Annotated in this window: 14 protein-coding genes and 1 rRNA gene; 4 read left to right on the plus strand and 11 right to left on the minus strand. The window is 38.2% G+C overall.

The window, feature by feature from the left end; translation table 11 throughout:
* Positions 1-142 precede the first annotated feature (142 nt).
* Positions 143-403, minus strand: coding sequence for a metal-sensitive transcriptional regulator (locus ACFVT8_RS21675; protein ID WP_010857552.1), 261 nt, complete (start codon positions 401-403; stop codon positions 143-145).
* Between the two features lie 81 nt (positions 404-484).
* Positions 485-1,192, minus strand: a complete 708-nt coding sequence (locus tag ACFVT8_RS21680; RefSeq protein WP_387085291.1) for a glycosyltransferase family 2 protein — start codon at positions 1,190-1,192, stop codon at positions 485-487.
* Between the two features lie 486 nt (positions 1,193-1,678).
* Here ACFVT8_RS21680 and ACFVT8_RS21685 point away from each other — a divergent pair, with 486 nt between their 5' ends.
* Both ACFVT8_RS21685 and ACFVT8_RS21690 read left to right on the plus strand, forming a co-directional pair.
* On the plus strand, positions 1,679-3,616 hold the full coding sequence (locus tag ACFVT8_RS21685) for an SEL1-like repeat protein (protein ID WP_387085288.1): 1,938 nt from the start codon (positions 1,679-1,681) through the stop codon (positions 3,614-3,616).
* A gap of 18 nt (positions 3,617-3,634) precedes the next feature.
* The gene (locus ACFVT8_RS21690) at positions 3,635-3,889 is read left to right on the plus strand and encodes a hypothetical protein (protein ID WP_387085285.1); all 255 of its coding nucleotides are present in this window, start codon (positions 3,635-3,637) and stop codon (positions 3,887-3,889) included.
* 21 nt (positions 3,890-3,910) lie between these two features.
* Here ACFVT8_RS21690 and ACFVT8_RS21695 read toward each other — a convergent pair whose 3' ends face one another.
* From ACFVT8_RS21695 to ACFVT8_RS21720, 6 genes are all read right to left on the minus strand, one after another.
* Positions 3,911-4,315, minus strand: coding sequence for a hypothetical protein (locus ACFVT8_RS21695; protein WP_387085282.1), 405 nt, complete (start codon positions 4,313-4,315; stop codon positions 3,911-3,913).
* Between the two features lie 76 nt (positions 4,316-4,391).
* Positions 4,392-5,762 carry a sensor histidine kinase gene (locus ACFVT8_RS21700; protein WP_387085515.1) on the minus strand — a complete coding sequence of 457 codons (1,371 nt, stop codon included), beginning with the start codon at positions 5,760-5,762 and terminating at the stop codon, positions 4,392-4,394.
* Positions 5,762-6,433, minus strand: coding sequence for a response regulator transcription factor (locus tag ACFVT8_RS21705; protein ID WP_387085279.1), 672 nt, complete (start codon positions 6,431-6,433; stop codon positions 5,762-5,764). The genes ACFVT8_RS21700 and ACFVT8_RS21705 overlap by 1 nt, the downstream gene beginning before the upstream one ends.
* Before the next feature lie 135 nt (positions 6,434-6,568).
* Positions 6,569-7,666 carry a DUF1648 domain-containing protein gene (locus tag ACFVT8_RS21710; RefSeq protein WP_387085276.1) on the minus strand — a complete coding sequence of 366 codons (1,098 nt, stop codon included), beginning with the start codon at positions 7,664-7,666 and terminating at the stop codon, positions 6,569-6,571.
* A 3-nt stretch (positions 7,667-7,669) separates the two neighbouring features.
* Positions 7,670-8,065 carry a GntR family transcriptional regulator gene (locus ACFVT8_RS21715; protein WP_387085273.1) on the minus strand — a complete coding sequence of 132 codons (396 nt, stop codon included), beginning with the start codon at positions 8,063-8,065 and terminating at the stop codon, positions 7,670-7,672.
* Positions 8,066-8,136: 71 nt separating this feature from the next.
* On the minus strand, positions 8,137-9,024 hold the full coding sequence (locus ACFVT8_RS21720) for a LysR family transcriptional regulator (protein WP_387085270.1): 888 nt from the start codon (positions 9,022-9,024) through the stop codon (positions 8,137-8,139).
* Between the two features lie 126 nt (positions 9,025-9,150).
* On the opposite strand from ACFVT8_RS21720, the gene ACFVT8_RS21725 reads away from it, so the two are divergent.
* A complete protein-coding gene (locus ACFVT8_RS21725) occupies positions 9,151-9,816 on the plus strand; it encodes an O-methyltransferase (RefSeq protein WP_387085267.1) in 666 nt (221 codons plus the stop codon).
* Between the two features lie 472 nt (positions 9,817-10,288).
* On the opposite strand, the gene aceB is transcribed toward ACFVT8_RS21725, so the two are convergent.
* Both aceB and aceA read right to left on the minus strand, forming a co-directional pair.
* Positions 10,289-11,887: a malate synthase A gene (aceB, locus tag ACFVT8_RS21730; protein ID WP_387085264.1), complete on the minus strand. Its 1,599-nt coding sequence runs from the start codon at positions 11,885-11,887 to the stop codon at positions 10,289-10,291.
* A 113-nt stretch (positions 11,888-12,000) separates the two neighbouring features.
* Positions 12,001-13,284, minus strand: coding sequence for an isocitrate lyase (gene aceA, locus ACFVT8_RS21735; protein ID WP_387085262.1), 1,284 nt, complete (start codon positions 13,282-13,284; stop codon positions 12,001-12,003).
* Positions 13,285-13,498: 214 nt separating this feature from the next.
* Here aceA and ACFVT8_RS21740 point away from each other — a divergent pair, with 214 nt between their 5' ends.
* A complete protein-coding gene (locus ACFVT8_RS21740) occupies positions 13,499-14,170 on the plus strand; it encodes a LytTR family DNA-binding domain-containing protein (protein ID WP_387085260.1) in 672 nt (223 codons plus the stop codon).
* A 329-nt stretch (positions 14,171-14,499) separates the two neighbouring features.
* Here ACFVT8_RS21740 and rrf read toward each other — a convergent pair.
* Positions 14,500-14,593: ribosomal RNA gene (rrf, locus tag ACFVT8_RS21745) — 5S ribosomal RNA — on the minus strand; the annotation flags it as partial.

Consider the following 14,593-nt stretch of genomic DNA (forward strand, 5'->3'; position numbering starts at 1 on the left):
AACACATAACTAATAGGTATAAATACCCTAAAATAAAATATAAGTATCGAATTAAACTATATTTTTGTAAAAAAATAAAAACTCACCTGTTTTAAAGTGAGTTTTCATTAATGATCTTTTTTATAAGGTGGCTTTCCTTTAATTAACGGCTTTTCACTACTAAATTGACTGCTTCTTGAATAACTTCATTCATTTTCTCGCCATCACCTTCAGCATTTTGTACACATTCTAAAAGATTTGTACTAACAATAACACCAACTGTACGATCTACTGCTGAGCGTACTGCCGATAATTGTGTAATGACTGCCTTACAGTCCTTTTCTTCTTCCATCATTTTTAAAATTCCACGTAGCTGACCTTCCATACGTTTCACACGATTTTTCACTTGATCTGAATATTCCATCATCATTGCTCCTTCTTTCTATACCCGCTACGTTATTGAGTAATTTTTATTCTTTATCCTAGCATATTACTTCACCTATAGTTATTTTTCTCTTGGTTTTAAATAATTCATAAGCATTTTAGAAATAATTGACCCTGCATTTGTTATTTCATCATACTGAATCACTGTATTTTTCTTAATTCGTAACTGACCTATCTCTACTTCAAAAATTGGACACTTTCTTTTAAGTGCGGCAACTAACATATTTGTATCGTAGTCATACCGTTCACCTTTTACTTTTATCAGCCATGGTAGCTCCTTTATAGAAATAAACCGTAAACCTGTTTGTGTATCCATTAGTTTTCTATGATAAAGGGCTTCAAAAAACAAACTTGTTGCACGGTTACCCCAATATGATAAAAACGTGCTGTCCGAAGAATGAAAGTTACGTACTCCTAACACAATTCCATCAGAAAATACCTTTGTCATCGTTAAAACTAACTTCACATCTTGTAACGTATGTTGGCCATGAGCACCTACTGTAATGACACCTTGAAACAGCCTTTGCGCCCTTACATAGGCAAAGGCTGTTTTTAGTGCGCCTCCCTTACCAATATTATGGTCATGCTCTAACACTCGACAGCAGTCAATCTTTTTCAACTCTTCAAATACACTTGCATATTTTTGATCGCTGCCATCATTGACAATAATAATTTGGCTAATGGAGGTGGCTAATAATTGATGGACATAGGTTATTAGTGACTGTTGTGGATTATAGGCTGGTATAATTGCTGCAATATTTTTCATCATTTCTATCCCCCGGATAACATGAAACTTTGGCAAATATATTTTTTAGTAATTGCTACTTCGAATTTCTACAAATCTCCTTATATCACATAGTATCATTTACCGAGGACAATTCAACAATAACGGTATTTTCCCGATATATGAAAAAAGAGGATGTCATCGTAGCATATGGTTGATTTCCGTTCCGACTGGGCGCTTTTATCGCTGACGCTACGCTTTCGCTCAGAGCAGAGCTTCCTAGGGGCTTCCGATGAGCCGCTTGGGCCAACAGATGTTTTTTGCGCGAAAGCGTAGTGCAACGTAGCGACAGCAACAGCACGATGTTGATCACGAAGGCGTTATCGCAGGACGTGATGGTTTTAGCCTTCGTTCCTCTATCGCTGATCCCCAAGGAGTCGCCCAGTCTTCACTCCAATCAACTAATTATATGATATACGTTTTATCAAATTTAATATTTAGATTGGTGATAAGTAGAAAAAGAGGAATTTTATGAAAGAGGTGAGTTCTATCGTCATACAATATGAGATTCTCCAAAATCAATGTACGAAATTAAAAGCTTTATACTTGGTTAAATTGGCTAAAAATTTACAGGATGCTAGCTCGCTCGCCATTTCAAAGCCAGCTATATCTCTTCAAAAATCACTCCTAGTACTGGAGGAAATTTTATATGAGCTCTATAAGCTAGAAATGCATACCGAACCGAAGCTAAAAAACATGCGAACGTTACTCAACAATCGTAACTTTGTTGCAAAAATTCACCCACGTCGTATTTATTTATTAATGAACCTTGTAAGCAAAATGACTTCTAGTAATAGTAGTGAAGTTATCGAAGCGAAGGCTGCAAAAATTGTTCTTGATTATATAAGTGATATTGTAGAATGGTTTATCGAACGCTATGACCGTAACTTAAAGGCCAAAATGATTCGCATAGCACCAGGCTTTGAAGATATAACTTCAGCTTCTGATGTAAATTTGCTTCTGCAAGATGACCAATCAACCGAAGCTTATAAAAGTGCTGCAAACTGGTTTGAGCTTGCCGCAAAACAAGGGAATGCAAGTGCTCAATATAATTTAGGCGCTCTTTATAATCAAGGCCGCGGTGTTAAGAAAGATTATGCTATTGCAAAAATGTGGTATGAACGCGCCGCTGCGCAAAATGATGCAAACGCGCTTTATAGCTTAGGCGTGCTCTATCATTTAGGGCATGGTGTTGCACAAAATTATGAAGAAGCCACCCAATATTATAAAGCTGCTGCGGATTTAGAAAACGCAGATGCACAATACAATCTAGGGGTTCTATACAATCAAGGACTTGGGATGCCACTAAACTTTGCCGAGGCAGCAAAATGGTACATGCTAGCAGCCAATCAAGGAAATACAAGTGCTCAAAATAACCTTGGATTCCTTTATCACAATGGAACTGGTGTCGAGCAAAGCTATGAGGAAGCTATAGCCTATTTTGAAATGGCTGCATTAGCTGGTGATGCAAGTGCTCAGTATAATCTTGGGTATATGCACCTTAAAGGTCGTGGCATCTCGCAAAATCTTGAAGAAGCTGCGCAATGGTTCCATTTAGCTGCACTTCAAGACCATACAAATGCAGAATTCCAATTGGCAATGCTATACAACACTGGTCAAGGTATTCCTCAGAATCACCTAGAGGCTATAAAATGGTTTAAGCTCGCAGCACATAAAGGCCATTTAAATGCTCAATACTGTCTCGGTGTGCTCTATGTCAAAGAAAACGATATAACTTTAGCTGAAAAATGGTTACAGTTAGCCACTAACAATGGACATGTAAGTGCAGGATTTGAGCTTGGGCGTATTTATGTATACCAACTTCAGCAACCAGAGAAAGCTCTCCCTCTCTTCAAAATGGCTGCAGAAAAGGGATATGCGGATGCTCAGTACGAGCTCGGATTATTATATGAAGCTGAATTGAATTATGATGAAGCAGTAAAATGGTGGAGAGCTGCTACAGATCAGTCCCATATTCAATCTGAATACCAATTAGGATTATTATATGAGCACGGATTAGGGATCGAGCAAGATTTAGAAGAGGCACGACGCTGCTATCGACTAGCAGCCATCCAAGGACATTCAGGTGCACAATATCAGCTCGGAAATTTATTTGATAAGGGAAAAGGTGTCGAACAGGATTATACAGAGGCCGCTAAATGGATTGAACAAGCTGCCACTAAAGGACATGCCAAAGCACAATATCAGTTAGCTCAAATGCACAGTCACGGGCAAGGAGTACCAAAGGATTTTGCGAAAGCAGCCCAGCTGTATCGACTGGCTGCCAATCAAGGGCATCAAAAAGCTCAATTCCAGCTTGGTATGCTTTATAAAAAAGGACACGGTGTTGCACAAGATTATACCGAGGCAACAAAATGGCTTAAGAAGTCTCTTGAAAATATGAAATAAAGGGATTATATGCATATCGTGGAGTTAGGCGATTTCTTTGAGGCGTCAGATGAGCAGCTTCACCCACACTCATGTCATCCAACTTTTAGTTTTATCGGAACATTTTCAGGAGTTATCGCCCAACTTTTTAGTTTTATCGATAAACTTTCATGTTTTATCGTTCAACTTTTAATTTTTATCACCCAACTTCTGAATTTTATCGACATTCACCTTTCAAATAGTAAAAAAGATTTAACTGTCCTTCATAAAAAATACCGTGCCACCTCTTATTAAAGACAGTGACACGGTATGTTATTAGATTTTCACTTCTTCTTTTTGGTTTACCATAAATGTTACAACGATGAATAAAGCAAAACTAATTAATAATGTTGTCCCACCCACGATAAAGAAAACCATTGTAAATGTTCTGCTAAAACTAAATGGATTTAAATTGTAGAACCACATGCCTAGTGTTAAGCCAAAAACACCGAGAATAGCTGTCCAACCATGTGCTGTCACTAATTTTTGTGATTTCACTTTAAAGGCACGATAGAAAATACCCCATGCAAACATACTTAACCAGCCAACTAGCAAAATATGTGCATGTATTGGTCTATATTCATAACTACCGGAGCCAGACATATGTGAGCCTAGATACGTACCAAATAAGGCAAAAATCGCAGCAAGACGAATAAGGCGCATACTCCATTTTTGTTCCATACGATAACTCCCCCTAAGCTTTTTCAACTTAATTAGCAGTTTATCCTGTGAACATGAACTTTACATGAACTCCTCATTACAATTTTGGCAAGTGGACGCGGACCTTTGTGCCGGAATTCATCACACTGTCCATATGAACCGCTCCTCCATGTAGCTCTGCGATTTGCTTCACGATGGCTAGTCCAAGACCAGTTCCTTGCCTTGTTCTGGACGCATCAACTCGATAAAAACGATCAAATACCTTTTGTAATTGTTCAGCAGTTATTCCTATGCCACTATCCTCAATAAGCACTTCAACTGAGTTTGAGGATTCTTGCAAGTGAATATGAATTTCTCCACCTTCGACATTATATTTAATGGCATTCGTCAATAAGTTATCCCACACATTTTGTAATAGCCCAGCATCGCCATCATATGTTACTGATTCAAGCTGATACGACAATTGTACATTTGCGTCTTCAAGCTGCCAGCGATATTTTCTTACTGTTTCCTTTAATTGCTCATCTAAACGATAAGGTTCACGCTTTAACAGCCTTGTAGATTGATCAAGTGACGTTAGTAAAAGTAATTGCTTAGTTAATGTCGACATACGCTTCGTTTCTAGCTCAATAATCGTTGTATATTCCTGCCTTTCCTTGTCGGTCAGTAAAGGATTCTTTAGTAAATCTACATAGCCTTGAATATTCAACAATGGCGACTGAAAATCATGGGACACATTACTAATAAACTCTTTACGTATTCGATCATTTTCCTGTAATTTTTCGGTCATAACATTAAAGCTAACCGCTAATTGTCCAATCTCATCTGCTCGATCTATATCCAATAGCGTATCGAATTTTTCATGTGCAAGCTGATGCGTTGCCTCTGTCAGTTGCGTAATTGGGCGAATTAGTGCCTTAGCAAAAAGTAGCATTGCCAATAGACTAAGTACTGTCATCACAAGAATAAGTCCACCAAGTATCGTATGCACCTCAGAAAACAACAAGCGTATGTCAGGTCTAATGAACAGTGCATACTGCTTATTTTCATAAGAAAATGGCACACCTATCGTATTAATTAACTCATTCGCAAAAAAGCCTGTCACAAAAGTCTCTTTTGGAAAGTCACGCATACCATGATAAACTTCCCCGTTTAAAACGCGCTTGACTGTATTAGATGGTAATGTTTTATCACGATACTCACCGCCGAAGAAATGTCCTGCGCCATCAGTTGTTACATAAATTTGATAACCTATTTCACCAAGAGTCGTTAAATAACTATCTAAATCGTTAGGCTTTGAAGACTCAATATATTTAGCAATATCCTGCGCAATTTTCACATTTTTAGCATCGTTTTTTTCCTTCACAACTTGATGATAATACGTATTTGTCGCTAAAAAACCAATACATAAGCTACCGATCATAACAAGCATCGTCGTGACAACAAATCTACTATATAACGTTTTTATCATGCAATAACCTCAACCTTATAACCAACACCACGTACAGTTGTAATCTCAACACCTGTTTCATAACGATGCAGACGCTCACGAATCCGCTTCACATGTGTATTTAAAGTCTGCTCATCTCCATCGTAGTCATAGCCCCACACCTGCTCCATAATAAAGCTACGTGTAAACACCTGATTTGGACGGGAAGCTAGTAATGCCAATAGTTCAAATTCCTTTAACGGTAGAACGAGTGTATCTTCTCCAATGACAACCTCAAAGCTTCGACGATCGATAACGAGCCTGCCCACCTGGATGGTCACCTGATTTTTCTTATCTAGTCTACGCAATATCGCAGCTATGCGAAACAGCAATTCTTTAGGTTCAAAAGGCTTTACAACATAGTCGTCTGAACCTGCCAAAAACCCCCGTTCTTTGTCTTCAAGCTCGCCTTTTGCTGTTAATAATAATACGGGAATATCATAATCCTGGCTCAATGTCTCGGTTAATGTAAAACCATCCATTCCCGGCATCATAACATCTACAACAGCCAAATCAGGTAAGTTTCCTTCAAGTACTTTAAGTGCCTGTTGCCCGTTTTCCGCCTGTATCACCTGATAGCCCTCTCTTGTCAGATAAATATTCACTAGCTGTAAAATATGTACATCATCATCTACAACAAGAATTTTCATTCACGTCTACCTCCATCCAACTTGTTTCCCGTACATTCTTTTAACAAAAAATCCGCTCCATTCCGCGGACGTTCTGCAAGCCTCGCGTGCTCGCTGTCCCGCAGGATGTAGCGAATTTTTTCATAACAACTTATATTATAACGAAAAGAAAGAAATCAACAGCAATATTAGTAACGGCAAACCAATTACGATATATCCACGTGGATTTGCAAAATTCATCGTCCAACCGACCCCAAAGCGTTTCTCTACAAAAATAGAAGGGTCCTGACGATTCACATACATTAATCCACCCTTCCAATAGCGATCCTCATCCACATCCGTTACCTCTGAAGCAACATTATCTCCATAGCTCACCCTTAGCTTGCGTTTTTTCCATGCATAAACAAGGACTGAGCCCAGAACAAGCAATAAGAACAAAATAAATATCGGTAATAGCCTATTTCCTGTAGTCATTGAAGGATAGATATTGCTTAGCTGTAATACCGTAAATAATATTGTAAGGGCATAACTTAATAACATAATGCTCCAGCTCATATACTTTCGACTTTTTAGCTGATCTTCCAATGATTCTTCCTTACGATTAACAGCCAACTTGATGGCTGAACGCTTTATGGAATCTACAATTCCCCACATCATACATTGCATCATCAGCATAACAAGTGGCATTGAAACCACAGTAAAATATGTTTTGCTTCTCCAGGAATCCGCTTCGCCGCTAGGTCCCCAGTGTACAGCAATGTGATCTGGTATTTGGTCATAATGGCGGAATGTAAAGATAATTAGAAACACCGTAACACCAAAAGGGATTACATAAAATGGCCACGGAAGCATTTCATCACGACTACGAGCCGTTAAGTCAACTGCACGAACTTGTTTTATATTTAAGCCCCATTGCTCTTCCTTTTTAAGTTTTAAAACTTTTTGATGGTTTATCCAATATAATGTCATACTGATTGCAAGCATTGCAAATAAGCATCCTAACAATAAAATACTTTGCATGAACTCGGATTGTGCAAAGTAATAATAGCTAACAATCATCATCATTAATAAAATGACACCAGATATTCCAACGAATTGAGCATAATGCTTTTTCATATTTCGCAATGCGGGATGTTTTATATTTTGTTCAGGTACAGTAACGCCAAAAATGATTGTCTCACGTACTATATATGGAACAAATACTTGTAGAACTAATGTTATGATGTAGACTGTTAAAAAAACGCCAAGTAGCATGTACTACACCCCTTTTGCAGGTATTTGCAAATCAGAAAATACCTTTTTTATCATGTGCTCGATTTGTTCAGCTGTTGCGCCGAGCACCATTCCTTCTACCACAACAGGCTTTAAGTTTTTTTCAATTTGTTGTAATTGTTCAGGAGTTAACGCTCGCTCCTCTGCTGAACGAATAATAGCACCTGATTTAGCTCTAATTATAATGATTCCCTTTTCCTCCAGCTCATGATAACTTTTATTAACCGTATGCATATTTACACCTAGATCAGCCGCTAAATTACGAACAGACGGTAGGGTATCTCCTGGTTTCATTTCTCCCCTTGCAATTCCTTCAATAATTTGCCGTGTTACCTGTTCATAGATTGGTACATCAGATTGTGGCTCTATTTGAATAAACATTACTATCATCTCCAAAATTGTTATACAAATAATATAACAAATAATCATTTTTTTGCATAAAGAAAAAGCAATTACAAAGAGTTCTTAACAGTTTCTATAAACTTTTGCACAAGTACACTGTACTTTTCATTCTTTCTAGTGCAAATTGCAATTTTATGATTAATATGAACATCCTTTACATAAACCCTCGCCAATTGCCTACTATCAACATACTCTCGAACTGCTAGTGACGAAATAAAATTTGCACCATAGCCGGCCATAACTGAACGGATTGTTTCGTTGATTCCATTAAACTGTAGTGCGACTTTTGGTGGCTTGACTTGATACGTTTGACATAAAGAAAAAAGATGCTCTCTCATTGAGCTTCCTTCCTCACGCATAATAAAAGGCTCTTTCATCATGTCAGCAAGTGAAATGTACTGATTTGCATAAGGATGATCAGGTGCGACTACAAACCATAATTCATCCTCAAAAAGCTCCTCCCACGCTACTTCTTCCGGTCTTTCTAAAATACCACCACCATAAATAGCAATATCAGCTTTATACTGTATTAATTGCTCAAATGCGTCTTTGGTGTTAGTAGTCGTAATGACTAAATTTACGTCTTCATTTGCCCCTTTAAAGGTAGCTGCCCACTTAGGAATTAGAAAGTTAGCCGGTAAGTATGTAGCAACTATATGTATTGTTCCTGCTTTAGCATGACGATAATCTTCAATGAACGAAATAATATGCTCTTCAAGCGTAACAAGATTTTTCGCTTTTTCCGCTAAAGCTTCCCCAAATTCAGTTAATACTACACCACGTCCTTGTTGCTTAAATAATTGAATCCCAATCTCATGCTCAAATTTTTTTATTTGGCTTGAAACTGCTGGCTGACTAATACGAAGTAATTCTGCTGCTTTCGTAAAACTACCAGTATTAGCAACTTGATAAAACAATTTTAATCCATGAATATTCACGATTTCACCTCACCCCATAACTTAAAGTTATGAATTAATAATAATAATATATTTTTATTATGATTCATCCTATCATACACTTTACATGCAAGCTTGCAAGAAAAAATACGAAACGGGGACTGTTTGATGACCAATTTAAATGTTTGGAATAATGTAGATAAGTACTTTATGGAAAAACTAATACCGGCAGACACGGAACTTGAAGCAGTATTACAAGCTAATAAAGTAGCAGGTATTCCGGAGATTGATGTATCACCTACTCAAGGCAAACTATTATATTTATTAGCTAAAATAAATGGGGCAAAAAACATTTTAGAAATCGGAACACTTGGTGGCTATAGTAGTATTTGGATGGCACGTGCCCTTCCAAACGAGGGTAAAGTTTACACACTTGAAATTGATCCCGAGTATGCCTCAGTAGCCAAGGAAAATATTAAAAGAGCTGGCTGTGAACATAAAGTTGAGATTATAGTTGGAAAGGCATTAGATACATTGCCTATTTTGAAAAAAGCAGGGTCATTGTTCGATTTAATCTTTATTGATGCAGATAAGCCCAATAATCCACACTATTTGAAGTGGGCATTAGAATTAGCTAAATCAGGAGCAATAATCATCGCTGATAATGTAGTGCGTGATGGCGCTGTAATTGAAGAAAAAAATGTAGATGAAAGGGTACAAGGTGTACGACAGTTTATGGATTTATTGCAAGAAGAATCTCGAATTGAATCTACAGCTATACAAACCGTTGGCAATAAAGGCTACGATGGTTTTGTGCTTGCTATAGTTAAATAATCGAAAAAGGAGATATCTCATGATTAATTCGAGACATCTCCTTTCAACAATAGCTATTTCGTAACTATTGCTAATTTTTATTTCGAACATGTAACAGCTTGTTCTGTATCAACTGTACTTCCTATTCCATTTAATGTTTTCCCTATTAATCGGTCCAGGAACCAATAATATTTCGTTATTTCGTATGTTATACTCCCCCTCACAATATTTTGGAAAATAAAAAAATGCCTTACAAGCTCCCCATCTAAGCTCGTAAGACATCCTTCACCCCTTTTAAATCTCTTTTTATTAATAGACCCCTTTTTGTAACCGTGATCATTTTTCAGTAAGGAACAGGGGAACAGACCCCGCCCGCTACATTAAGTGGAATAAGGTGGACCCCATTCGAGTTTAGTCCACAACAAATTTAGGAAAGTTAAATATGTTCGTTTAGTAGATTCGTATCTCAAATCAATTATGCCTCAGCATCAAGTTAAGCTAATTTTTCGTAACCTGGAAGCGTCAAGAATTCCGCAAATTCATCTTGTTCAATTAAAGATTTAAACAGCTCAGCAGCTTCATCGTAGCGGCCACCGTTATAAGCTTGTTCCCCAACAGCCTCTTTAATTTTCGAAAGTTCTTCCTCCAAGATTTCTAGTACAAAGGCTAATGTAATACCACGTCCATCATCCAAGATACCTTTTGGATGACGAATCCATTGCCAAACTTGTGTACGTGAGATTTCTGCAGTTGCAGCATCCTCCATTAAGTTGTTAATCGGTGCAGCTCCGTTGCCTCGTAGCCAAGAAGCAATGTACTGAACCCCTACACTACAGTTAATACGAAGACCTTCAAGTGTGATTGTACCTTCTGGAACAGCGACTAAATCTGCTGCTGTAACATTTACATCCTCACGCTTTTTATGGATTTGGTTTGGTGTCGTCATAATCGTATCAAACTGTTCCATTGCCGTTGCAACCATACCCGGATGCGCTACCCAAGTTCCGTCGTGGCCATCTGTTGCCTCACGACGTTTATCTTCTGCAACCTTTGCAAACGCTACAGCATTCGCTTCGTCATCCCCTTTAACAGGGATTTGTGCTGCCATACCGCCCATCGCAGGAGCATTACGTTTATGACATGTTTGAATACATAAAGACGTGTATGCTTTCATGAATGGTACAGTCATCGTTACTTGTCCACGGTCCGGTAAAATTACATCAGGTTGATTGCGCAGACGTTTGATATAGCTGAAAATGTAATCCCAGCGTCCACAATTTAGGCCAGCTGAATGTTCACGTAGTTCATATAAAATTTCATCCATTTCAAATGCTGCTAAAATTGTTTCGATTAATACAGTAGCCTTAATTGTCCCTTGTGGAATCCCGATATAGTCTTGTGCAAACACAAAGACATCATTCCATAAGCGTGCCTCCAAATGACTTTCAAGCTTCGGTAGGTAGAAATATGGACCCGTACCTTGTGCCAATGCATTTTTAGCATTATGGAATAAATACAGACCGAAATCAAAGAAACTACCAGAGATCGGTTCGCCATCCACTAGTACATGCTTTTCAAGTAAATGTAGACCACGTGGACGAACTAATAACACAGCTGTCTTTTCATTTAACTTATACGTTTTACCATTAGATTCTTGTGTAAACTCAATTGTCTTATTAATAGCATCACGCATATTAATTTGACCGCCAATCATGTTTTCCCATGTCGGAGCAGATGCATCCTCAAAGCAAGCCATAAACATTTTTGCACCAGAGTTTAGTGCATTAATAACCATTTTACGGTCAACAGGTCCTGTAATTTCTACACGACGGTCTTGCAAATCTGCTGGAAGTGGTGCAATTGTCCAATCTCCCTCACGGATCTGCTTTGTTTCTGGTAAGAAGTCGAGTTTCTCACCTGCATCAAGACGCTTTTGACGTTCTTGGCGAGCCTCTAATAGCTCTTTTCGACGAACATCAAATTTTTCGTGCAGGGCAAGAACAAACTCAAGGGCTTCTGGTGTTAAAACTTCTTTTGTTTGCTCGTTTTGTTCCCCAACAATTTTAAGCTTACCTGTTGTTGCTTGTTCCATCAGTTATTTCCCCCACCTTTGTGATTTTAAGTAGTCCTCCCCCGCTTTAGGAGGAGCGGAGGAGACTAATCTATGATTATGAATTTAGGAATACACGTACTACTTTATGAAACTTATACGAATTGTTCTGTTTCTGTAGAACCAGCCATTGCTGTTGTAGAAGAAGTACCACCAGAGATAACTTGAGACACATCATCAAAGTAACCAGTACCTACTTCACGTTGATGGCGTGTAGCTGTGTAGCCTTTTGACTCTGATGCAAACTCAGCTTGTTGTAGCTTAGAGTATGCAGCCATACCATTATCTTTATAATCATGCGCAAGCTCAAACATAGAGTGGTTTAATGCGTGGAAACCAGCTAATGTTACAAACTGGAATTTATATCCTAACTTGCCTAACTCGCGTTGATATTCTGCGATTTCCTCTTCTGATAGATTTGCTTTCCAGTTGAAAGAAGGTGAGCAGTTGTATGCTAGCAATTTACCTGGGAATTTAGCATGAATAGCCGCTGCAAATTCACGAGCTTCCTCAAGAGATGGTTTAGAAGTTTCGCACCAGATCAAATCTGCATATGGCGCATAAGCTAAGCCACGAGCAATCGCTTGTTTGATACCTGGCTTTGTACGGAAGAAGCCTTCTGGAGTACGTTCACCAGTAATAAACTCAGCATCACGTGGATCAATATCAGATGTTACCATATCAGCAGCATCAGCATCTGTACGAGCGATTAAAATTGTATCAACACCCATTACGTCTGTTGCAAGACGAGCAGCAATTAAGTTACGAACAGCATTTTGTGTAGGAAGTAAAACTTTGCCACCTAAGTGACCACACTTTTTCTCAGAAGCTAATTGGTCTTCTAAGTGAACACCAGCAGCTCCAGCTTCAATCATTCCTTTTACAAGCTCAAATACGTTTAGAGGACCACCGAAGCCAGCCTCAGCATCTGCTACGATTGGAGCGAACCAATCAAATTGATCTACACGTCCTTCAGCATGATCGATTTGGTCTGCACGTTGTAAAGCTTGGTTAATACGCTTAACTACTGCTGGTACAGAGTTTGCTGGATATAAGGATTGGTCAGGGTACATTTGACCAGAAAGGTTAGCGTCAGCAGCAACTTGCCAGCCAGATAAGTAGATTGCTTTTAATCCCGCTTTTACTTGTTGAACAGCTTGATTACCAGTTAATGCACCTAATGCATTAATGAACGGTTCTTCGTGTAAAGATTTCCAAAGTCGATCTGCACCTTTAGTTGCTAAAGTTTGTTCAAGTACAACAGAGCCCTGTAATTTAATAACCTCTTCAGCTGAATATGAGCGTTCAATACCTGCCCAACGAGGGTTCTCTGCCCATTGTTTTTCTAATGCTTGGATTTTTTCTTGACGTGTTGACATATTGAAATTCCACCTTCCCCTTTGTATACAATATACTCTGTTAAAAAACTTTTAACCAGCTGTTCCATAACAGGTTTATTTGTTGTAAATTAATATATAACAGAACATCTGAATTTTCATTATTTTTAGATAAAATACCAAATTTTAATGATGAAACCGCTTTTTTCGGCGACGAAATTTGGTAAACTGTTTACAAACAAGGGGGATATTCACAATGAACAATGAGTTTAATTCTTTGCCAAAAGATATTTCACAACAGTTTATTTCAATGTTAAAAGACTGGGTTCCAGCTAATTCATCCATTGCAATTGCTGCTGAAAACTCCTATATCTATTTTCATTCTGGACATCAAAACATTAACTTGGAAGTAGGACAAAAAGTAAAATCTGGCAGCATTGCAGAGCAAGTACTACGCACAAGGAAACGAACAGACGCCGTTTTAGATAATTCCTTATTCGAAACACCATATTATGGGATAGGTTATCCTATAAACATTTTAGATGTGCCTGCTGCACTTGTTGTAGTATTACCTTCGACCTTTACCGAAAAGAAATCGGAGCCCTTTCAATTTTTAACTGGAAAGCAAGAAGAGGAATGGAATCCTGTTGCAATTGAAAAAATCTCTCATATTGAAAGCCTGCAGAAAAAAACGTGGTTTTATGTAGATGGGGAACAATTTAAAACAAGTATTACGCTTAAAGAACTTCAAATGCGTCTACCTTCATCTTTTATTCGCATTCACAGGTCTTATATTGTAAATATTCATTTCATAAAAAAAATGGCTCGTGATCTTACTTCTAATTTTATTGTCACTCTAAAGGATGGAAGTGAGCTACCCGTTAGCCAATCTTATTTAAATAATCTTCGAAACGCCCTTGAATTTTAGATTTCATCTTAGCCTAATTAATAGCATTTGTTGCTGTCGCTTCGCTTTCGCACAGAAAAACATTTGTTGCTGCCGCTTCGCTTTCGCTTAGAAAAACATTTGTTGCTGCCGCTTCGCTTTCGCATAGAAAAACATTTGTTGCTGTCGCTTCGCTTTCACACAGAAAAACATTTGTTGCTGTCGCTTCGCTTTCACACAGAAAAACATTTGTTGCTGTCGTACAGTAAAAATATTTAGCTAACTAAGATAAAAGGCTGTCCTATACATTGATTGTATAAGACAGCCTGAAAAATAAAAAAGCCTGAGAAAAAATTCTCAGACTTTAGATTGCCTAGCGACGTCCTACTCTCACAGGGGGAAGCCCCCAACTACCATCGGCGCTAAAGAGCTTAACTTCCGTGTTCGGTATGGGAACGGGTGTGA

The organism is Lysinibacillus sp. NPDC058147, assembly GCF_042884205.1.
Lineage (GTDB): Bacteria > Bacillota > Bacilli > Bacillales_A > Planococcaceae > Lysinibacillus.